Below are 18318 nucleotides of genomic sequence, written 5' to 3' on the forward strand. Positions count from 1 at the left end.
CATCGCAGCTATCGGATGACAGAACACGCAGAAGGTCGACGGGGCACATGGGCGGCCAGGTCACGGAATTCATCGAATTCCACGGGCAAAGTCACGGCACCTGCCGGATGACGTGGGGTCAGCGCCACGTCTGGGAGACCGCATTCGTCCCGGACCCGACTGCCCCTTTCCTGAACAGTTCGTTCTCCGTCGACGTCACCGGGCACAGCCTGGCGGAGATCACCGACTGCACACGACTCCTCCTGGAACGCCACGAGTCCCTGCGCACCACGTACGACCCCACCGGGGAAGCGGGACCGCAACAGGTCGTGCAGGGCCACGGAAGCGTGGCGCTCCAGATCCGGGAAGCCGGCCCGCACCATGTCTCCGACGTGCTGAGCCGGTCAATGAAACAGGCACTGGAAGTCCCTTTCACCGCCGACGAGATCCCCGTGCGGGCAACCGTGGTCATGGGGGGTTCCGCGCCGAGGTTCCTGATCCTCAACCTCTTCCACATGGCAGTCGACCGATGGGGCCGCGAGATCGCCGAACGGGATTTCCAGAAGCTCCTGGACGGCACCGCACAGACGCGCAGGGCGTACGCGGCCCAGCCGGTCCACCAGCCGCGGGACCGCGCCCTCTTCGAGGCAGGAGCCGACGGAGCACACCGGTCCGCGCGAGCCGTCTCCTACTTGAACCGGTGCCTCGATGGGTATCAGGGACCTCCGGCCCGCCCGGCACCGGGGGCGGACGAGGGCGCCAGGTACCAACGGGCCGAAATGACGTCGCCCAACCTGTTTCCGCTACTGGAGACGCTTGCGTCGAAATACCGCGTCTCCGTCCAGACGGTATTCGTCGCAGCGTTCGCAGCGGCCATGGCAGCCACCCTCGACGTCGATCCCGTGGTCTTCCAGATCTCCTTCAGCAATCGGATCGACCATTCGATCAAGCACAGTGTCGGCACCTACGCACAGCGCGCGATGGTGCGCATCGAGGTAGCCCGGGCACCGTTCGACGAACTCGTCTCCCGCGCAGCGAGCGGACTCCTGACTGCTTATCGCAACGCGCACTACGATCCGCTGGCGGCTGACTTCTCCGATCTCGTCTGCCTCAATCTCACGGCGGGTCAGGTCGTCACCGCCGACGAGCGCCCCCAGCCATCAGCCGGCAATCCGCTCGTGCCGCGGGAACCGAGCACCGTTCGTTGGCAGGGTGGCCTGGACTCGTACCAGGGAGCCGGGGTCTACGTCATGCTGCGCAAGATTCGGGGCAGCGCTTCCCTGGGAATCACGCTCGACACCGCATGGCTGTCGAAGGACTCAGTAGATGCGGTTCTGACGCATTTGGAACCGTTGCTCACCCATGTTGTCAGCACCTGCTGATGCCGACCGGAGGGTTTCTCATGGAAATGCCCGCTGTGGATGTCCGCACCTACGGCACGCCGGCCGCAGCCGCGTTCCAGGCCTCCCGGCACGTCACCGAAGAAGGTCTCACCGACTGGCGCGACGCCGTCGGCCGGGCCCTCGGCACGCCGCCGACGGGCCCGATCCTGGACCTCGGTTCCGGGACCGGACTGTGGGCGACGCTCTTCACCCGGTGGTTCGGTGTCGACGTGCTCGCCGTCGAACCGTCGGCGGCGATGCGGGAGCTCTCGATGCACCCCGGCGTCATGGCGGGCGACGCCGCGCGGATCCCGCTGGAGGACGAGAGCGTCAGTGCGGTCTGGCTGTCGACGGTGATCCACCACGTCCCCGATCTGGAGGCCGCGGCGCTGGAGATCCGCCGGGTGCTGAAGCCCGGGGCGCCGGTGCTCGTCCGTGCGGCCTTCCCCGGCCGCTGCGGTGACCTGACCCTGTGCGAGTTCTTCCCCCAGACCCTCGCCGTGATGGACGGCTACCCGTCCGTCGAGACCGTTCGCGCGGCGTTCCGGAGCGCTGGTTTCGGCTTCGAGTCGCTGGCCGCCGTCCCCGAGGTCTTCGCCCAGTCGCTGTCCGAGTACGCCGACCGGCTGGACCGCTACGCCTTCACCCCCCTGCGGTTCCTGACGGACGAGGAGTACGAGGCCGGTCTGGCCCGCTTGCGGCAGGCGGCGCGGCTGGAGTCCGGCCCCGTCATCGACAAGCTCGACCTGCTGGTCCTGCGATGACCGACAGCGCAACGACCAGGGAGGGCACCATGCAGCCGACGGACGACGGGCAGACGGCCGGTCTGATCCCGCTCATCGATCCCCGGACGGGACGCGAACGTGCGACCTCGCCGGACAGCGGACCGGACGCGGTCGCCGCGGCGGTGCGGCGCGCGCGCGATGCCCGCAGCTCGTGGGCCGGTGCGACCGGAGCCGACCGCTCCGGCAGACTGCTCAGGCTGGCCGCACGGCTCGACGACAGGCTGGACGACTACGTCCGTGCCGAGGTCGCGGGTACCGGCAAGCCGACGGCCGAGGCCAGCGCGGAGATCCGGCAGTCCGCCGATGTCCTGCGGTTCTACGCCGGGGCCGCCCTCGCCGCCACCGCTCCGGCCGGCGGACAGCACATCGCGGGCCGGGAGAGCTGGGTGCGCTGGGAGCCCCTCGGCACCGTCGCGGCCATCGTGCCGTGGAACTACCCGCTGCTTATGGCCATGTGGCGTGCCGCACCCGCGCTCGCCGCCGGCAACACGGTCGTCCTGAAGCCCGCGCAGACCACGCCGGACAGCGCCCTGCTGCTGGCGCGGGACGCCGACGAGATCCTCGGGGAGTCGGTCCTCACCGTTCTGACGGGCGGACGCGAGACGGGACGGCTCCTCGTCGAGAGCCCCGTCGACGCCGTTGCCTTCACCGGCAGTTACGCGGGTGGCCGCGACGTCGCCGCCCGGGCCGGCACGCGCCGCGTCAGTCTGGAACTGGGCGGCAACGCACCGGCGATCGTCCTCCCGGATGCCCCGGACTACACCTTCGACAGCCTGGTACGCGCCTGTGTGTACAACGCGGGGCAGAGCTGTGCGGCCCCCGCGCGGGTGATCACGCTGGCCGAGAACCACGACCGCACGGTCGAGGAACTCGCCCGGTCCATGCGGTCGTTCCGGGCAGGAGCCGACTTCGGCCCGCTCAACAACGCCGAGCAGGCAGCCCGTTACGACCGCATCATCGGCGCGTCGGCGGCGCGCGACCAGCGCGTGGCGCCGCTCTCGGTCGCGGCGGACGAGGCCGGCGGCCACTGGCGGCCGGGCCTGGTGCTGGCGGATCTGCCGCCCGACGATCCGGCCGTCACCGAGGAGGTCTTCGGTCCGGTGCTCACCGTGCAGGCCGCACGCGACGTCAGCCACGCGATCGAGCTGGCCAACAGCGTCGACCAGGCGCTCGCCGGCAGTGTCTGGGGCAGTGACGCCTCCCTGCTCCTGAGCACGGCCGCGGCCATGGACTGCGGCGAAGTGTGGATCAACTGCCACCTGGAGCAGACCCCTCAGCTGCCGCACGGCGGTCGCGGCTCGTCCGGGCACGGCACGGACCTGAGCACCCTGGCGCTCGCCGAGTACCAGCGGCCGAAGTGCGTCACGGTGCGGGTGGACACGCAGTTGGGCGGTGCCCGGGGATGAGGCGTCCAACCTTCCACTGGTTCCTGCCGACACACGGCGACAGCAGGGACATCGTCGGCGGCGGCCACGCTTCGGCGGTCGGCACGGCGGCCCGGGACCGTCCGGCGTCGCCCGCGTACCTGCGGCTCATCGCGAGTGCCGCCGAGCAACTGGGCTTCGCCGGAGCGCTGACCCCGACCGGTGCCTGGGCCGACGACGCGTGGCTCGCCACGGCGGCACTCGCTCCCGTCACCCAGCGGCTGAAGTACATCGTGGCGTTCCGGCCCGGTCTCGCCTCGCCCCTGCTGGTCGCCCAACAGGCCGCGACCTTCCAGAAGTTCTCCGGGGGGCGGCTGTTGCTGAACGTCGTCGTCGGCGGTGAGAGCCGGGAGCAGCGGGCCTACGGCGACTACCTCGACAAGGAGCAGCGCTACGCGAGGGCCGATGAATTCCTCGGTGTCGTGCGGGGGTTGTGGCGCGGCGACACCGTCGACTTCGAGGGTCAGCACGTACGCCTCTCGCGAGCGCGCCTCGCGGACACTCCCGACCCCACTCCCGCGATCTACTTCGGCGGTTCCTCCGAGGCTGCCGGCCCGGTCGCCGCACGGCATGCGGACGTCTACCTCACCTGGGGCGAACCGCCGGCCGCCGTGGCCGAGAAGATCGAGTGGATCCGGGGCCTGGCCGCAGCCGAGGGCCGGGAGATCCGGTTCGGCATCAGGTTCCACGTCATCACCCGCAACACCGCCCAGGACGCCTGGGCGCAGGCGGAACGCCTGCTGTCCGGCATCGACCCCCGGGTGCAGCGCTCGGTCCTGACCGGGCTCCGGCGCAGCGAATCCGAGGGGCAGCGGCGGATGGTGGCGCTGCACAACGGAGCGCGCGACAACCTGGAGGTCTACCCGAACCTCTGGGCCGGCTTCGGCTTGGTGCGGCGAGGCGCCGGCACCGCCCTGGTGGGCAGCCACGAGGAGGTCGCCGACCGGATCGCCGAGTACCACGCCCTGGGTATCGACGAGTTCATCCTCTCGGGCTTCCCGCACCTCGAAGAGGCGTACTGGTTCGGCGAGGGCGTGTTGCCCGTGCTCACCGGGCGCGGCCTCTGGGCCGGAGCAACTGCCGACGGTGCGGCGCCCGTTCAGTGAGTCAGACGCCACCAACCGCTCTCGAAGGGAGTTCCGTGGACACCGAGGTATGGCCCCAGCAGTTCGAAGACATCCTCCGCCCCTTCCTGCCCTATCTCTACGACGACCAATCGCTGACGCCCGATCTCGATCTCCGCGACCTGGGCCTCGATTCGCTGGCGGCAGTCGGCGTGATGGTGGCCCTGGAAGAAGGCTTCGGCATCACGATTCCGGACGAAGCGTTCGACGACGCGACCGTCTCGACACCGGCGAGCCTCTGGACGACCGTCCGGAAGCTGGTGGAGACACGAGCAGAGCACGGCGAATGACGACCCCCGGGCCATCGGGACCACGGCTCGACCTGGACCGGGTCGAAGGCGTCAACCGCTACGAAACCCGGCACCTCCACGAGGACATCTTCGTCCGGCGGTGCTATCTGCGCGGCGCAGTGGTGCTGCCCGCTGCGGCGACGGTCTTCGACGTGGGCGCGAATATCGGAATGTTCTCCCTGTTCGTCCTGTCCGAGAGCCCGGGCGCGACGGTGCACGCCTTCGAGCCGATCGGTTTCCTCGCCGAAAAGCTCCGCCGCAATGCGTCCCTGCTCGGCGGCGACGTCCGTGTTCACCACTGCGGACTGTCCGACGCGGAGCGCCAGGCCTGGTTCGCGTTCTATCCGGGGTACTCGGTCATGTCCACACTGCGCGAGTACGCGGACGCGGCGGCGGACAAGGCCGTGGTGAGTCGGTTCCTGACCGACGGCCGGAGCGACGAGAAGGTGCTGCGCCGAGTGGACAGCCTGCTTTCGCACCGGTTCCAGGACCGGCAGGAACAGGTCCGTCTGCGCCGCCTGTCCCAGGTCATCGACGAGGAGGGGGTCGAGCGGATCGATCTGCTGAAGATCGACGTGCAGCGGGCCGAACTCGACGTGCTGGCGGGGCTGGAAGCCCGTCACTGGCCCTTGGTGCAGCAGGTGGCGATGGAGATCCACGACGCACCGGGCACCTCGACGCAGGGCCGGCTCGCGTGGACCGTGGCGCTGCTCGCCGCCCAGGGGTTCGACGTCCAGGTGTTCCAGGACGACCACCTGGCCGGCACCGATCGGCACGCCTTGTTCGCCGTCCGCCCCGCCACCTGCGCGGCGAGGCGCACCACGGGGTGAACAACAGGCGAACATGATCACGAAGCAGCTGTCCCGGGCTTATCTACGTGCGTATACTCACACCTCAGAAGTGAGATGCCGATAAGCGGCGGAACAGGAGGGCAAAGCGCGACGACGCGTGGGCCGACGCTCCTGTCCGCCTTTCTTCGGCTGTGCGAAGAAAGGCCCCCATGAATTCCACCGATAGCATCTCCGAGCCAGAATGTTCTCGACTCCCCGACTGGTTACCACATGCCCTGAAGGAGTCCAGAAGGCTGACCAAGATGCAGTCGGAGGTGCTGTCGCACTTGGCCGCCGGAATGGACATCCGCTCCACGGCGCGATTGATGAACCGAAGTGAGCGAACCATCAAGGCGCACACCACGGCAATACTCAACCGGCTCTCCCTCGGCTCCCGGCTGCAGGCAGGAATCGTGGCCTACCACCTCGTGACACAAGGGGCACTGACCCTGCCTCAGCCCGAGAACGGCCCCACGGACCGACTGACCGACTGACCGACTGACCGTCACAGAATGAGCTGACCCGCGTCCTCCCGCTCGACGATCGAGACGCCCCAGTCACGGCCGCCGCTCCCCGCCCCTCAGCGCTCCCTGCCCCGCGGCATCAGCGGCCCCGGCGGCAACTTCGGCGCGTGCAGCCGCGCCCCGTCGTACCCGTGCACCTCGCCGAACCGGGCGCCGTCCTCCCAGTCGGCCCGCGCCTGCCTGATGTCCTCGTCGGTGCGCCCCACGAAGTTCCACCACATCACCAGGTGCTCCTCGAACGGCTCGCCGCCGAGCAGCAGCAGCGACGCGTCCGTGCGTGCCAGCAGGGTGAGTTCGCGGCGGCCGCAGCCCAGGTAGAGGATCGAGCCGGGCTCGACCCGGACGCCGTCGACGTCGACGCTGCCGCTGATCGCGAGGGCGGCGTACTCGAAGGCGGGGTCGAGGGGGAGGGTGCGGGCGGTGCTGGACTCGGCGAGGGTGAGGTCGACGCCGACCAGGGGGCTGTAGGTGGTGCCGGGCGAGGTGGCGCCGTCGACGGAGCCGAGGATCACGGTGCCGTGCAGGCCGGCCACCGAGACGGTCGGGAGGTCGGCGTGGTGCTCGAAGGTGGGGGCGGTGTGGCGGTGGGCGTCGGGCAGGGCGACCCAGAGCTGGGCGCCGTGCAGGAGGCGGGCGTGGTCGCGCGGGGACTCCTCGGAGTGCGAGATGGCCCGGCCCGAGGTCATCAGGCCGAGCTCGCGCGGGCGCACGGTCTGCAGGCTGCCGAGGCTGTCGCGGTGCAGCACCTCGCCGTCGTGCAGCCAGCTGACGGTCTGCAGGCCCATGTGCGGGTGCGGCGGCACCTGCATGCCGGGCTGGTCGGCGATGTCGTCGGGGCCGTAGTGGTCGACGAAGCACCAGGCGCCGACCATCCGGCGGCCGAGGGTCGGCAGCAGGCGGCGGACCTGGGTGCTCTCGCCGAGCTGGACGGTGCGGCCGGTCAGCAGGTCGCGGGTGGGGCCGGCGCTCGCGTCGCCGCCGCACAGCGTGGTCACGGGCTTGAGGTCGAGGTTGCTCACCCGATCACGGTAGCGAACCCGGCCGCCCGTTGACCCCCCGTCAGTACCGCCCGCCCATTGACCCCCCGTCAGTACCGCCCGCCCGTTGACCCCCCGTCAGTGCCGGCAGGCCCAGGGCGCCGTCGCGGTGGTCGCCGCCGCCTGGGCCCGCAGCGCACGCACGGCCTCGGCGGGGTCGGCGGCGCCGTAGACCGCGGAGCCGGCCACGAAGACGTCGGCGCCGGCCTCGGCGCAGCGCTCGATGGTGCTGGCCGAGACCCCGCCGTCCACCTGGAGCCAGAGGTCGAGGCCGTGCTTGGAGATCAGCTCCCGGGTGCGGCGGATCTTGGGCAGCATGATGTCCAGGAAGGCCTGGCCGCCGAAGCCGGGCTCCACGGTCATGATGAGCACCATGTCCAGCTCGGGCAGCAGGTCCTCGTAGGGCTCGATCGGGGTGGCGGGGCGCAGCGCCATCGAGGCGCGGGCACCCTTGGCGCGGATCTCCCGGGCCAGCCGGACGGGGGCGGCGGCGGCCTCGACGTGGAAGGTGACCGAGCCGGCCCCGGCCTCCACGTACTGCGGGGCCCAGCGGTCGGGCTGCTCGATCATCAGGTGGCAGTCGAGCGGGGTGTCGGTGGCCCGGGCGAGCGACTCGACCACCGGCACGCCCAGGGTGAGGTTCGGCACGAAGTGGTTGTCCATCACGTCGACGTGCAGCCAGTCGGCGCCGCGCACGGCCTCGGCCTCCTGGGCGAGCCGGGCGAAGTCGGCGGACAGGATGCTGGGACTGATCTGGGCCATTGCGGTGAACCTCACGGTGTCGGCAGGGCCCGCCGCGCGGCCGGCCCTCGTCATCATTTCAACGAGGTCATCATCTCAACGTCCGCCCCGTCGCAGTACCAGCACGTCGTACCGCTCCAGCACGGGACGCCCCTCCCCCTCCCCCTCCGCCGCAGCCGCGAGCCGTTCCAGCCCGGCCGCGAACTCCGCCTCCCCCAGCGCCGCCAGCTTGGACTCGGCGCGCAGCGCGTACCGCTCCCGCAGTTCGGCCAGCGAGCCGGCGATCGGCTGGGCGAAGGACTCCCACCCGTCCGGGACGAACCCGGCGCCGGCGAAGTCGGCGAGCAGCTCCTGCTCCGCGCAGAACCGCCGCCGGTCGGTGTCGAGCAGTTGCGGCCAGTAGGTGTAGACGGGGCTGTCCAGCCGCTCGCGCACGGTGGTGCGGATCAGCACCCGACCGCCGGGGCGCAGCACCCGGGCCAGTTCGCGGGCGGCGGCGGGGCGGTCCGGGATGTGGTGCACGACCCGGGAGATCAGCGCGCCGTCGCAGCTGCCGTCGGGCAGCGGCAGCGCGTCGGCGAGGCCGTGGAGGTACTCGACCCGGGGGTGGGCGTGGTGCCGGGCGGCCTCGGCGAGCATGGCCTCGCTGGGGTCCACCCCGGTGACGCGGACGCCGGGCAGCAGTTCGGCGAGCGCGGCGCAGAACACGCCGGTGCCGCAGCCCACCTCCAGCAACCAGCCCGACTCCCCGGGCCGTTCGGCCCGGCCCAACCGGTCCGCGATCAGCTCGGTCCAGGCGGCGAGGCTGGCGGCCGGCATCGCGTTGCCGCGCTCGTAGGCACCGGCGAGCCGGGGGTCCTGGTGGGCGATCGTCATCGTGCTCTCCTCCGACAGGCAGCTGGGTATAGAATTTCAATACAGCGTGCCTCGTAAGTGAACGGGGCACGCCACCTCGTCGCGCACTGGAGCTGAGACCGTGTCACAGTCCCTCCGCACCATCCTGATCACCGGCGCCACCGACGGCCTGGGCCGCGGCCTGGCGCTGCGGCTGGCCGCACCGGACACCCGGCTCGTGCTGCACGGCCGCTCCGCCGAACGGGCCGAGCAGGTCGCCGAGCAGGTCCGCGCCCTCGGCGCCACCGCCGAGGTGCGGCTGGCCGACCTGGCCGAGCTGCACCAGGTCGACCGGCTGGCCGACACCGTGCTGGCCGACTTCGACCGGCTGGACGTGCTGGTCAACAACGCCGGCATCGGCGCCGGCGCACCGGGCGCCGGCCGCGAGCTGAGCGCGGACGGCTACGAACTGCGCCTCGCCGTCAACCACTTGTCCGGCTACCACCTGACGAACCGCCTGCTCGGCCTGGTCGAACGGGCCCCGCAAGGCGGACGGATCGTCAACGTCGCCTCGGCGGGCCAGCAGGCGATCGACTTCACCGACCCCCAGCTGACCCGCCGTTACGACGGCGGCACGGCCTACCGCCAGGCCAAGCTGGCCCAGATCCTGTTCACCTTCGACCTGGCCGAGCGGCTCACCGCGGCGGGTTCCCCGGTGACCGTCAACGCCCTGCACCCCGCGACCTTCATGGCCACCACCATGGTCCGGGAGGCCGGGGTGGAGCCATGGAGCACGGTCGAGGAGGGGGTGGAGGCGGTCCGGCGCCTGGCCGTCGGCCCGGCCGGGGAGCGCACCGGCCGGTACTACGACGGCACCCGCGAGACCCGGGCCGACGACCAGGCCTACGACCCGCAGGCCCGCGAGCAACTGCGCGTGCTCTGCGACGAGTTGGTGGCGAAGGCACTCGGCTGAGCCCGCCGCGCGGCCGCTACCAGGCGTAGTCCTCGGGCGCCGGCCGGTGGCCGGGGAAGATCTCGTCGAGCCGGTCCAGCGACTTCTGGTCCAGCGTCAGGTCCAGCGCGCCGAGCGCGCCCTGCAACTGCTCCAGGGTGCGCGGGCCGACGATGGGCGCGGTGACGGCGGGCCGGCTGAGCAGCCAGGCCAGCGCCACCTCGCCGGGCTCCCGGCCCAGCTCGGCGGCGAACTCCTCGTAGGCGGCGAGCTGGTCGCGGTGCTTCTCCAGGGTGTCCACCGCCCGCTCGCCGACCCGCCGCACGCCCTCGCGCTCCTTGCGCAGCACGCCGCCGAGCAGCCCGCCGCAGAGCGGCGACCAGGGCAGCACCCCGATCCCGTAGTGCTCGGCGGCCGGCAGCACCTCCAGCTCGACCGCGCGGCGCAGCAGGTTGTAGTAGGACTGCTCGCTGACCAGGCCGAGGAAGTGCCGGGCACGGGCGGTCTCCTGGGCCTGCGTCAGGTGCCAGCCGGCGAAGTTGCTGGAGCCCACGTAGAGCACCTTGCCCTGGGCGACCAGCAGCTCCATCGCCTGCCAGATCTCGTCCCACGGGGTGTCCCGGTCGACGTGGTGCATCTGGTAGAGGTCGATGTGGTCGGTCTGCAGCCGGCGCAGGCTGGCCTCCACCTCGCGGCGGATGGCCAGCGCGGAGAGCTTGCCCTGGTTCGGCCAGTCCCCCGTCGCGCCGTAGACCTTGGTGGCCAGCACGGTCTTCTCGCGCCGGCCACCGCCCTGGGCGAACCAGTTGCCGATGATCTGCTCGGTGAGGCCCTCGCCCCGCACGCCGCCGTAGACGTTGGCGGTGTCGAAGAAGTTGACGCCCTGTTCGTGGGCGGTGTCCATGATCCGGTGGGCGTCGGCCTCCGGCGTGTGCGGGCCGAAGTTCATCGTGCCGAGGCAGAGGCGGGAGACGGTGAGGCCGGTGCGGCCGAGGCGGGTGTACTCCATGATCCAAGCCTCTGCCACACCGGTCACCCTGTCCAGGCCCTCCCACTACCAGCCTGGCCCCGGTGTCGGACCCGCCCTACCGCCCGTGCCGGACGTAGCTGCGCACCGCCAGCGGGGCGCACAGCACCAGGATCGCCACCGACCAGCCGAGGGTGCCGGCCACCGGGTGCTGAAGCGGCCAACTCCCGCCGCCGGTTCCGGCGTTGCCGAAGAGGTGACGGCAGGCGGCGACCAGCGAGCTGACCGGGTTCCACTCCGCGACCGCGCGCAGCCAGCCGGGCATCCCGCCGGTGGGCACGAAGGTGTTGGTCACCATCGCCACCGGGAAGGTCAGCGCGGCGAGTTGACCCGCCATCTCCTCGTTCGCGACCAGCAGGCCCAGGCAGGTGCCGAGCCAGGTCATCACGAACCGGAAGAGCAGCAGCAGGCCGAAGCCGGCCAGTGCCAGGCCGAGGCCGCGGTGCGCCTGCCACCCGGTGGCCAGGCCGACGGCGGCCAGCAGCACCAGCACCACCACGCTGACCAGCAGGTCGGCGACGGCGGTGCCGAGCAGCACGCCGAGCCGGGAGACCGGCATCGAGCGGATCCGGTCGGCGGCGCCGCGGCGCAGGTCGCGGGCGGTGCCGATCATGGTGGGCATCAGGCCGTTGACGGCCACCATGGCGAACAGCCCCGGCATCAGGAAGGCCCGGTAGTTGCCGCCCGGCACGGTCATCGCGCTGCCGAAGACGTAGCCGAAGACCACCACCATCAGCACCGGGACGGCGAGCGAGGCGGCCACCAGACCGGGCGAGTGACGGTAGTGCAGCAGGATCCGGCGGGCCGAGGTGAGGGCGTCGGCGATCGGACGCGAGCGCTGGGTGCTCATCAGGCCGCCACCTCCACACCGGTACCGGCAGCCGCGCCGGCCGCGGCGTTGCCGCTGGTCAGCGCCAGGAACACGTCGTCCAGCGTGGGCGTGCGCAGCGCCACGTCCCGGGCGGCGACCCCGGCCGCGTCCAACTCCCGCACCAGCGCGGGCAGCGAGACCTCCCGTCCGGGCCCGGCAACCGCCGAGACCAGCAGCGCGTCCGGGTCGGCCTCCGGCTCGCCGCCGGTGAGCTCGGCCAGCACCCGCCGGGCGTCCGGCAGTTCGGCGGCGCTGCCGACGGCCACCTCAACCCGGGCCCCGATCGAGGCCTTGAGCCGCTCCGGTGGCCCCTCGGCGATCGCCCTGCCCCGGCCGATCACCAGCACCTGGTCGGCCAGCCGGTCGGCCTCGTCCAGGTACTGGGTGGTGAGCAGCACGGTGGTGCCCGTACCCGTCAACTCCCGCACCGCGTCCCAGATCTCGCCGCGGCTGCGCGGGTCGAGGCCGGTGGTGGGCTCGTCCAGGAAGAGCACGGGGGGCCGGGTGACCAGGCAGGCGACCAGGTCGAGCCGGCGGCGCTGGCCGCCGGAGTAGGTGCGCACCAGCCGGTCGCCGACCTCGGCCAGACCGAACCGCTCCAGCAGTTCGGCGGTGCGGCGGCGGGCCTCCCGACCGCCCAGGTGGTGGAACCGGCCGACCAGGTGCAGGTTGTCGCGGCCGGTGATGCCCTCGTCCACGGCGGCGTGCTGCCCGGCCAGGCCGATACTGCGGCGCACCTGCGCGGCCTCCTTGACGGTGTCGAACCCGGCCACCGTCGCGGTGCCCCGGTCGGGCGCGGCGAGCGTGGCGAGGATCCGCACCGCGGTGGTCTTGCCCGCGCCGTTCGGGCCGAGCAGCCCGTAGATCGACCCGGTCGGCACGGCGAGGTCGAGCCCGTCGAGCGCCGTGCTCTTGCCGTACTTCTTCACCAGTCCTTCGGCCTGCACGGCCCACCGACCGCCGGGTTCACGCGTCATTGCTCTGCCCTCCGTCGTCGCGACTCTCTACGTACGGTGTACGTAGAGAGGAGATGCGAGCATCGTACTACGTACGGAGTACGGGGTTAAAGGGGAATCGACGGGCGCCTAGGATGGACCGCGAGGTGATCGTTCCGTGCCGTCCACACCGCCCAAGGCGCCCAAGCCGTCCGGCAAGCCCCCGGCGGGCGCCGAGTCCGCCGACAGCCCGCCCGAGCTGATCTGGCTGCGCCCCGAGCGGGCCGGCCGCGGGCCCCGCCCCGCGCACAGCCGCGCCTCGATCGCGGCCGCGGCGGTGGCGCTCGCGGACGCCGAGGGGCTCGACGCGGTGACGATGCGCCGGATCGCGGCCGAACTGGGCGCGGGCACCATGTCGCTCTACACGTACGTGCCGAAGAAGGAGCAGCTGCTCGACCTGATGCTGGACGCCATCACCGCCGAGCTGGAACTGCCGGCGGCGCCCAGCGGCGACTGGCGGGCCGACCTGCACGCGCTCGCCCGCGGGCAGCTCGCACTGGTGCGCCGGCACGGCTGGGCGGCGAGCGCGATCCGCACTCGGCCGTCGTTCGGGCCCAACGGGCTGAAGTTCACCGAGTACTTCCTCGGCGCGCTGGCCGAGGTGCCGCTGCGGCCCGGCGCCAAGATGGAGGCGCTGGCCATGATCACCGGCTCGATCTGCCAGTTCGCCGACTGGGAGCAGGCCACCGCGGCGGCGGCCCAACCCGGCCGCTGGCACCAGGACTTGATGGTCTACCTGACCCAGGTCGCGATGAGCGGCGACTACCCCAACCTGACCACCGCGCTCGCCGCCGGCGCCGGCGCACCCCCGCCGGACCCGGACGCCTCCTTCGACCGCTACCTGGACCGGCTGCTGACCGTGCTCTTCGAAACCGGGACCGAGAGCGAAACCGAAACCTGACGCCAGACCTGACGACGCCAGGCTTGACGCACCGTCAGTTCGGCTGCTCCGCCAGAACCTTGCGGATCCCCAGCCGGAGCACCCGGCGAGCCTGCGCCGCCCGCCGCGAGCGCCAACGCCAGCCGGTCCGCACCGGCCGCCCCGCCCGGCGGCTCGACAGGTCCGCCAGCAGGGCCGGCGAGACCCCGAACTCCGGCAGCACGGCCAGCGCCTGACTCTTCGTCAGCAGCCCACCGCCACGCAGCGTCGCGGTGGCCCGGGCCAGCGTGAAGAGGCCGACGTCCACCCAGTCGTCGCGCAGCCAGCGCACCCACCACCTGGTGGCCGGCAGCCAGTACCCGGACAGGTCACGGCGGATGAAGGCCCGCAGCTCGGCCTCGCCGACCGGGGGCAGCAACTCCCCCGGCGGCGGACCCAGGTAGCACAGACCGCCGAGCTCCAGCTCGCGCCGGGTCACCGGGGTGACCGGACGCGCGAACAACTCCCGGTGCGCCCAGGTGAGATGGTCGAGCGCGGGATCGCCGAGGCGGTCGGCGAGCAGGTAGGTGCAGTGCAGCTTCGCGGCCGGCGGGAACTCCCGCTCCAGCCCCTTGTGCAGGGCCACCAGGCGCTCGCGCTCGGCCGGCTCCAGAGCGCGCTCCAGCACGGCCAGCAGGTCCAGGTCGCTGCGGCCGGGCTGGTAGTCCCCGAGCGCCAGCGACCCGTGCGCCCACACCGCGAGCACCGGCACCGCCCCGGCCAGCCCCGCGGCGAACCGCCGCACCAACTCCTCCGTCGCCGCGTCCCCGCCCACCAGCGCCTCCCCCGGCCCCGTCGTAGGCCCCCCAACCTACGGCGTCAGGCCGTCCGGCGCAGCAGTGCCAGGTACATCGCGTCCGTCCCGTGCAGGTGCGGCCAGAGCTGGACGTCCGGACCGTCACCGAGCGACGGCACACCGGGCAGCAGCGGGCGGGCGTCCACGAACTCCACGTCCGCGCGGCCGCGCAGCACGTCGTCCACCACCGCCCGGGTCTCCGCCAGGTGCGGCGAGCAGGTGGCGTAGCCCACCACGCCGCCGACCCGCACCGCGTCCAGCGCCGAGCGCAGCAGCGCGCGCTGCAGCGGGCCGAAGCCGGCCACGTCCTCCGGACGGCGGCGCCAGCGGGCCTCCGGCCGCCGGCGCAGCGCGCCGAGGCCGGAACAGGGCACGTCCACCAGCGCCCGGTCGAAGCTGCCGGGCTCCCAGGCCGGCCGGGTGCCGTCCGCGGTGATCACCGCGTACGGGCCGGGGTTGCCGGCCAGCGCGCGGGCCACCAGCCGGGCCCGGTGCGGCTGCCGCTCCGAGGCGACCAGCGCCGCGCCGCGCCCGGCCGCCAGCGCGGCGAGCAGCGCCGCCTTGCCGCCGGGGCCGGCGCAGGCGTCCAGCCAGCGGGTGTCGCGCCCCTCGACCGGCGCCGCGGCCAGCGCGAGCGCGACCAGCTGGCTGCCCTCGTCCTGGACACCGGCCCGGTTCTGCTGAACGGCCGTCAGCTCGGCCGGGTCGCCGCCCTCGGCCAGCCGCAGCGCGTACGGCGACCAGCGGCCCTCGGTGCTGCCGGTCAGCTCCTCGGCCAGTTCCTCGACCGCGATCCGGCCGGGGCGGGCCACCAGGGTGACCTCCGGCCGCTCGTTGTCGGCCCGCAGCAGCTCCTCGATCGCGGCCCGCCCGGCCGAACCGGGCTGCCAGCGGCCGAGCGCGTCCCAGAGCGCGGCCACCACCCAGCGCGGGTGCGAGTGCACCACGGCCAGGTGGTCCTCGGCGTCGTCCTCGTAGGGCGGCGCGACCTGCCCGATCCAGCTCTCCAGGTCCTGCGAACTGATCTTCCGCAGCACGGCGTTGACGAACTTGGCGCGCCCGTCGCCGAGCACCGCCCGGGCCAGCTCGACGGTCGCGGAGACCGCCGCGTGGGTGGGGATCCGGGTGGCCAGCAGCTGGTGCGCGCCGAGTGCCAGCACGTCCAGCACCGGCGGGTCCACCTCGCGCAGCGGCCGGTCCACGCACGCGGCGATGATCGCGTCGTAGCTGCCCTGGCCGCGCAGCGTGCCGTAGACCAGCTCGGTGGCCAGCGCCGCGTCGCGCCGGTCCATGCCCTGCTTCTCGGCCTCCCGCAGCAGCGGCGGGAGCACCAGGTTGGCGTAGGCGTCGCGCTCGTCCACGGCGCGCAGCGCGCGGAAGGCGGTGATCCGGGCCGGGTCCTTCTTCGGACGGCGGTGCGGGCGGGGCGGGCGCTTGGCGCCGGGGGCGGTGCTCATCTCAGGAACGCTTTCAGAAAAGGTGCGGGCAACAGTCGGTTCAACGGTAGATCAAGCGCCGAGCAGTTCCCCGCTCTCGATCCGCGCGCCCCGGGCCCAGTCGGCCGCCCGCATCGGCTTCTTGCCCTGCGGCTGCACCTCGCCGAGCTCCAGCTCGTGGCTGCCGGTGCCGACCCGCACCGAGTTCTTGCCGACGGCCAGCTCCCCGGCCTTCAGCGCGCTCTCGCCGGGCAGCAGCTTGACCGGCCCGGAGACCTTGAGCCGCTCGCCGCGGAACAGCGTCCAGGCGCCGGGCGCGGGCGCACACCCGCGCACCACCCGGTCGATCCGCAGCGCGGGGTGGGTCCAGTCGATCCGGGCGTCCTCGACGGTGATCTTGGGCGCCAGGGTGATCCCGTCGGCGGGCTGCGGGACGGCGACCAGGCCGCCGTCCTCGATGCCGTCCATGGTCGCGGTGAGCAGGCCGGCGCCGGCCCGGGCCAGTCGGTCGAGCAGCACGCCGCTGGTGTCGCCCGGGCGGATCTCCTCGGTGAGCACGCCGAAGACCGGGCCGGAGTCCAGGCCGTACTCGATCCGGAAGGTGGAGGCGCCGGTCACCTCGTCGCCGGCCAGCACCGCGTGCTGCACCGGCGCGGCGCCGCGCCAGGCGGGCAGCAGCGAGAAGTGCAGGTTGACCCAGCCGTGCTTCGGGATGCTCAGCGCCGGGTCGCGCAGCAACGCGCCGTAGGCGACCACGGGGCAGCAGTCCGGGGCCAGCTCGGTGAGCCGGGCGACGAACTCGGGGTCGCTGGGCTTCACCGGCTTGAGCACCTCGATGCCGGCCGCCTCGGCACGCTCGGCGACCGGGCTGGCGACCAGCCGGCGACCGCGGCCGGCGGGGGCGTCGGGGCGGGTGACCACCGCGACCACCTCGTGCCGGTCGGAGGCGAGCAGCGCCTCCAGGGCGGGGACGGCGACCTCGGGAGTGCCGGCGAAGACCAGACGCAAGGGATGTGCCTTTCGAGTGCTGAACGGATCGGGGCGGAGGAGTCAGAACGGGCGGGTCAGCTGATCGCACCGAAGGTGCGGTGCGGCGAGACCCGCACCTCGGGCACCGGCCCGCCGCCCCAGTCGCTCTCGCGGATCGCCCGCAGCGCCTCCTTGCGGCGCTCCCGGTCGAGCCGGTCGATGAAGATGATCCCGTCCAGGTGGTCGGTCTCGTGCTGGACGCAGCGGGCCAGCAGCTCGGTGCCCTCCACGGTGACCGGATCGCCGTACTCGTTGAACCCGCGCGCCACCACGCCGAACGCGCGCTTGGTGTCGAACCGCAGGCCGGGCAGCGACAGGCAGCCCTCCGGACCGTCCTGCTCCTCCTCGGTCAGGCTCAGGTCGGGGTTGATCAGATGCCCCGTCACCCCACCCACGTGATAGGTGAACACCCGCAGCGAGACCCCGAGTTGAGGAGCCGCCAGACCGGCGCCCGGCGCGTCCAGCATGGTCTCGGTGAGGTCCTTGACCAGGGTGCGCAGCTCCTTGTCGAAGGTCGTCACGGGCTGCGCCTTGGCCCGCAGCACCGGGTCGCCGAAGATCCGGATCGGCTTGATGGCCACGGGTCGGGCTCCTTCGGCTCACGGTTGACGGCACCCCAGTCTATGCGGCGGACGAACGGCCCCGAGTTGGCATATCCCAATGCGTGACCTGGACCCGGTTCGGACGTTGTCAAAAGAGATTGACCGTGAACGACACCGGGCCGGCGTGAGGCCCATCACTGGCACGGAAGGTGGCCCTGAGCACAATGGCCGAGCAGATCAACCACGACACCCGGGCGCGGGCCAGCCTGCACCTGCTGGTGCGGGACATCGAGCGGGTCCGCCGCCAGGTGGACGCACTGCGCACCCTCACCGCCCAGTTGGGCAACGTCTACCGGCCGCGCCGGCCCAGCAGCTCCGGCGGCTTCGTGGTCTACGGGCGGGCGCCCGCGCCCACCGTCCGGCTGGCCCAGGAGCTGCGGGAGAGCGTGGAGACGCTGGTCGCGGCGGCGGTCGAGTTCGACCGGGCCCTCGGGTTCTCCTGGGACTCGGTGGGCTCCGCGCTCGGCGTGACCAAGCAGGCGGTGCACCGGCGGTACGGGATGCGGCGCTCCGGCGAGCTGATCGGCGCGGCGGGCGCCCAGCTGCCGGCCCAGCTCCCGGCCCAACTGCCGGCCCAGCCGGGTGCGCCCGCGGTGCCGGCGCCGACCGCGGTGCGGGAGGAGGAGACGGCCCCGCCGACCGCCGGCGGCCTGGCCCGCACGGTGCCCGCCGCGCGCCAGGGCGGACTGGATCGCCAGGGCGTGCACAGCTGACCGACGATCAGATCGCTTCGCTGTACGG

General features: G+C 72.6%; 20 protein-coding genes. 10 read left to right on the forward strand and 10 right to left on the reverse strand.

Translation table 11 applies throughout. The features are described 5' to 3' along the window. The first annotated feature begins 47 nt into the window (after positions 1 to 47). From FHX73_RS00355 to FHX73_RS00385, 7 genes are all read left to right on the forward strand, one after another. Entirely contained in the window at positions 48 to 1361 is a 1314-nt protein-coding gene (locus FHX73_RS00355) for a condensation domain-containing protein (protein ID WP_145902685.1), read from the forward strand. 26 nt (positions 1362 to 1387) lie between these two features. Further along, entirely contained in the window at positions 1388 to 2125 is a 738-nt protein-coding gene (locus tag FHX73_RS00360; protein ID WP_145902686.1) for a class I SAM-dependent methyltransferase, read from the forward strand. Positions 2126 to 2154: 29 nt separating this feature from the next. Continuing rightward, complete coding sequence (locus FHX73_RS00365) at positions 2155 to 3552, forward strand: aldehyde dehydrogenase family protein (protein WP_246213276.1); 1398 nt, start codon at positions 2155 to 2157, stop codon at positions 3550 to 3552. Beyond that, on the forward strand, positions 3549 to 4676 hold the full coding sequence (locus FHX73_RS00370; protein WP_145902688.1) for an LLM class flavin-dependent oxidoreductase: 1128 nt from the start codon (positions 3549 to 3551) through the stop codon (positions 4674 to 4676). Before FHX73_RS00365 ends, FHX73_RS00370 begins: the two co-directional genes overlap by 4 nt. Positions 4677 to 4711: 35 nt before the next feature. Then, positions 4712 to 4984: a phosphopantetheine-binding protein gene (locus tag FHX73_RS00375; protein ID WP_170304794.1), complete on the forward strand. Its 273-nt coding sequence runs from the start codon at positions 4712 to 4714 to the stop codon at positions 4982 to 4984. Then, positions 4981 to 5814: an FkbM family methyltransferase gene (locus FHX73_RS00380; protein WP_145902689.1), complete on the forward strand. Its 834-nt coding sequence runs from the start codon at positions 4981 to 4983 to the stop codon at positions 5812 to 5814. Before FHX73_RS00375 ends, FHX73_RS00380 begins: the two co-directional genes overlap by 4 nt. A gap of 170 nt (positions 5815 to 5984) precedes the next feature. After that, positions 5985 to 6308 (forward strand): helix-turn-helix domain-containing protein, encoded by a 324-nt coding sequence (locus tag FHX73_RS00385; RefSeq protein WP_145902690.1) that lies wholly within the window; start codon positions 5985 to 5987, stop codon positions 6306 to 6308. An 86-nt stretch (positions 6309 to 6394) separates the two neighbouring features. Here FHX73_RS00385 and FHX73_RS00390 read toward each other — a convergent pair whose 3' ends face one another. The 3 genes from FHX73_RS00390 to FHX73_RS00400 form a co-directional block, all read right to left on the reverse strand. Then, the gene (locus FHX73_RS00390; protein WP_145902691.1) at positions 6395 to 7357 is read right to left on the reverse strand and encodes a pirin family protein; all 963 of its coding nucleotides are present in this window, start codon (positions 7355 to 7357) and stop codon (positions 6395 to 6397) included. A gap of 96 nt (positions 7358 to 7453) precedes the next feature. Continuing rightward, positions 7454 to 8137 carry a ribulose-phosphate 3-epimerase gene (rpe, locus tag FHX73_RS00395; protein ID WP_145902692.1) on the reverse strand — a complete coding sequence of 228 codons (684 nt, stop codon included), beginning with the start codon at positions 8135 to 8137 and terminating at the stop codon, positions 7454 to 7456. A gap of 75 nt (positions 8138 to 8212) precedes the next feature. Next, on the reverse strand, positions 8213 to 8992 hold the full coding sequence (locus FHX73_RS00400; RefSeq protein WP_145902693.1) for a class I SAM-dependent methyltransferase: 780 nt from the start codon (positions 8990 to 8992) through the stop codon (positions 8213 to 8215). Positions 8993 to 9092: 100 nt separating this feature from the next. Here FHX73_RS00400 and FHX73_RS00405 point away from each other — a divergent pair, with 100 nt between their 5' ends. Then, the gene (locus tag FHX73_RS00405) at positions 9093 to 9923 is read left to right on the forward strand and encodes an SDR family NAD(P)-dependent oxidoreductase (RefSeq protein ID WP_145902694.1); all 831 of its coding nucleotides are present in this window, start codon (positions 9093 to 9095) and stop codon (positions 9921 to 9923) included. Positions 9924 to 9939: 16 nt separating this feature from the next. On the opposite strand, the gene FHX73_RS00410 is transcribed toward FHX73_RS00405, so the two are convergent. The 3 genes from FHX73_RS00410 to FHX73_RS00420 all read right to left on the reverse strand — a co-directional run bounded on the left by FHX73_RS00410 (position 9940) and on the right by FHX73_RS00420 (position 12777). After that, positions 9940 to 10911: an aldo/keto reductase gene (locus FHX73_RS00410; protein WP_145902695.1), complete on the reverse strand. Its 972-nt coding sequence runs from the start codon at positions 10909 to 10911 to the stop codon at positions 9940 to 9942. A gap of 76 nt (positions 10912 to 10987) precedes the next feature. Next, positions 10988 to 11779, reverse strand: coding sequence for an ABC transporter permease (locus FHX73_RS00415; protein ID WP_145902696.1), 792 nt, complete (start codon positions 11777 to 11779; stop codon positions 10988 to 10990). After that, positions 11779 to 12777: an ATP-binding cassette domain-containing protein gene (locus tag FHX73_RS00420; protein ID WP_145902697.1), complete on the reverse strand. Its 999-nt coding sequence runs from the start codon at positions 12775 to 12777 to the stop codon at positions 11779 to 11781. The genes FHX73_RS00415 and FHX73_RS00420 overlap by 1 nt, the downstream gene beginning before the upstream one ends. 136 nt (positions 12778 to 12913) lie before the next feature. Between FHX73_RS00420 and FHX73_RS00425 the strand changes: the two genes are divergently transcribed. Further along, the gene (locus FHX73_RS00425; RefSeq protein ID WP_246213277.1) at positions 12914 to 13696 is read left to right on the forward strand and encodes a TetR/AcrR family transcriptional regulator; all 783 of its coding nucleotides are present in this window, start codon (positions 12914 to 12916) and stop codon (positions 13694 to 13696) included. Positions 13697 to 13730: 34 nt separating this feature from the next. Here FHX73_RS00425 and FHX73_RS00430 read toward each other — a convergent pair whose 3' ends face one another. The 4 genes from FHX73_RS00430 to def are packed head-to-tail and all read right to left on the reverse strand — an operon-like array spanning position 13731 to position 17556. Next, positions 13731 to 14489, reverse strand: coding sequence for a nucleotidyltransferase domain-containing protein (locus FHX73_RS00430; protein WP_246213278.1), 759 nt, complete (start codon positions 14487 to 14489; stop codon positions 13731 to 13733). 44 nt (positions 14490 to 14533) lie between these two features. Next, positions 14534 to 15967: an RsmB/NOP family class I SAM-dependent RNA methyltransferase gene (locus FHX73_RS00435; RefSeq protein WP_145902699.1), complete on the reverse strand. Its 1434-nt coding sequence runs from the start codon at positions 15965 to 15967 to the stop codon at positions 14534 to 14536. A gap of 51 nt (positions 15968 to 16018) precedes the next feature. After that, positions 16019 to 16954, reverse strand: coding sequence for a methionyl-tRNA formyltransferase (gene fmt, locus FHX73_RS00440; protein ID WP_145902700.1), 936 nt, complete (start codon positions 16952 to 16954; stop codon positions 16019 to 16021). A 56-nt stretch (positions 16955 to 17010) separates the two neighbouring features. Next, on the reverse strand, positions 17011 to 17556 hold the full coding sequence (def, locus tag FHX73_RS00445) for a peptide deformylase (protein ID WP_145902701.1): 546 nt from the start codon (positions 17554 to 17556) through the stop codon (positions 17011 to 17013). Positions 17557 to 17741: 185 nt separating this feature from the next. On the opposite strand from def, the gene FHX73_RS45925 reads away from it, so the two are divergent. Then, entirely contained in the window at positions 17742 to 18290 is a 549-nt protein-coding gene (locus FHX73_RS45925; protein ID WP_246213279.1) for a hypothetical protein, read from the forward strand. Positions 18291 to 18318: the final 28 nt, after the last annotated feature.

This window comes from Kitasatospora viridis (genome assembly GCF_007829815.1).
In the GTDB taxonomy this organism is placed as follows: domain Bacteria; phylum Actinomycetota; class Actinomycetes; order Streptomycetales; family Streptomycetaceae; genus Kitasatospora; species Kitasatospora viridis.

Excerpts from the sequence above, each read along its gene's own strand:
- FHX73_RS00355 (WP_145902685.1), top strand. The coding sequence starts at position 48 with ATGGGCGGCCAGGTCACGGAATTCATCGAATTCCACGGGCAAAGTCAC.
- FHX73_RS00370 (WP_145902688.1), top strand. The coding sequence starts at position 3,549 with ATGAGGCGTCCAACCTTCCACTGGTTCCTGCCGACACACGGCGACAGC.
- FHX73_RS45925 (WP_246213279.1), top strand. The coding sequence starts at position 17,742 with ATGGCCGAGCAGATCAACCACGACACCCGGGCGCGGGCCAGCCTGCAC.
- FHX73_RS00410 (WP_145902695.1), bottom strand. The coding sequence starts at position 10,911 with ATGGAGTACACCCGCCTCGGCCGCACCGGCCTCACCGTCTCCCGCCTC.
- rpe (WP_145902692.1), bottom strand. The coding sequence starts at position 8,137 with ATGGCCCAGATCAGTCCCAGCATCCTGTCCGCCGACTTCGCCCGGCTC.
- FHX73_RS00415 (WP_145902696.1), bottom strand. The coding sequence starts at position 11,779 with ATGAGCACCCAGCGCTCGCGTCCGATCGCCGACGCCCTCACCTCGGCC.
- FHX73_RS00360 (WP_145902686.1), top strand. The coding sequence starts at position 1,388 with ATGCCCGCTGTGGATGTCCGCACCTACGGCACGCCGGCCGCAGCCGCG.
- FHX73_RS00420 (WP_145902697.1), bottom strand. The coding sequence starts at position 12,777 with ATGACGCGTGAACCCGGCGGTCGGTGGGCCGTGCAGGCCGAAGGACTG.
- FHX73_RS00435 (WP_145902699.1), bottom strand. The coding sequence starts at position 15,967 with ATGAGCACCGCCCCCGGCGCCAAGCGCCCGCCCCGCCCGCACCGCCGT.
- FHX73_RS00400 (WP_145902693.1), bottom strand. The coding sequence starts at position 8,992 with ATGACGATCGCCCACCAGGACCCCCGGCTCGCCGGTGCCTACGAGCGC.
- FHX73_RS00385 (WP_145902690.1), top strand. The coding sequence starts at position 5,985 with ATGAATTCCACCGATAGCATCTCCGAGCCAGAATGTTCTCGACTCCCC.
- FHX73_RS00365 (WP_246213276.1), top strand. The coding sequence starts at position 2,155 with ATGCAGCCGACGGACGACGGGCAGACGGCCGGTCTGATCCCGCTCATC.
- FHX73_RS00380 (WP_145902689.1), top strand. The coding sequence starts at position 4,981 with ATGACGACCCCCGGGCCATCGGGACCACGGCTCGACCTGGACCGGGTC.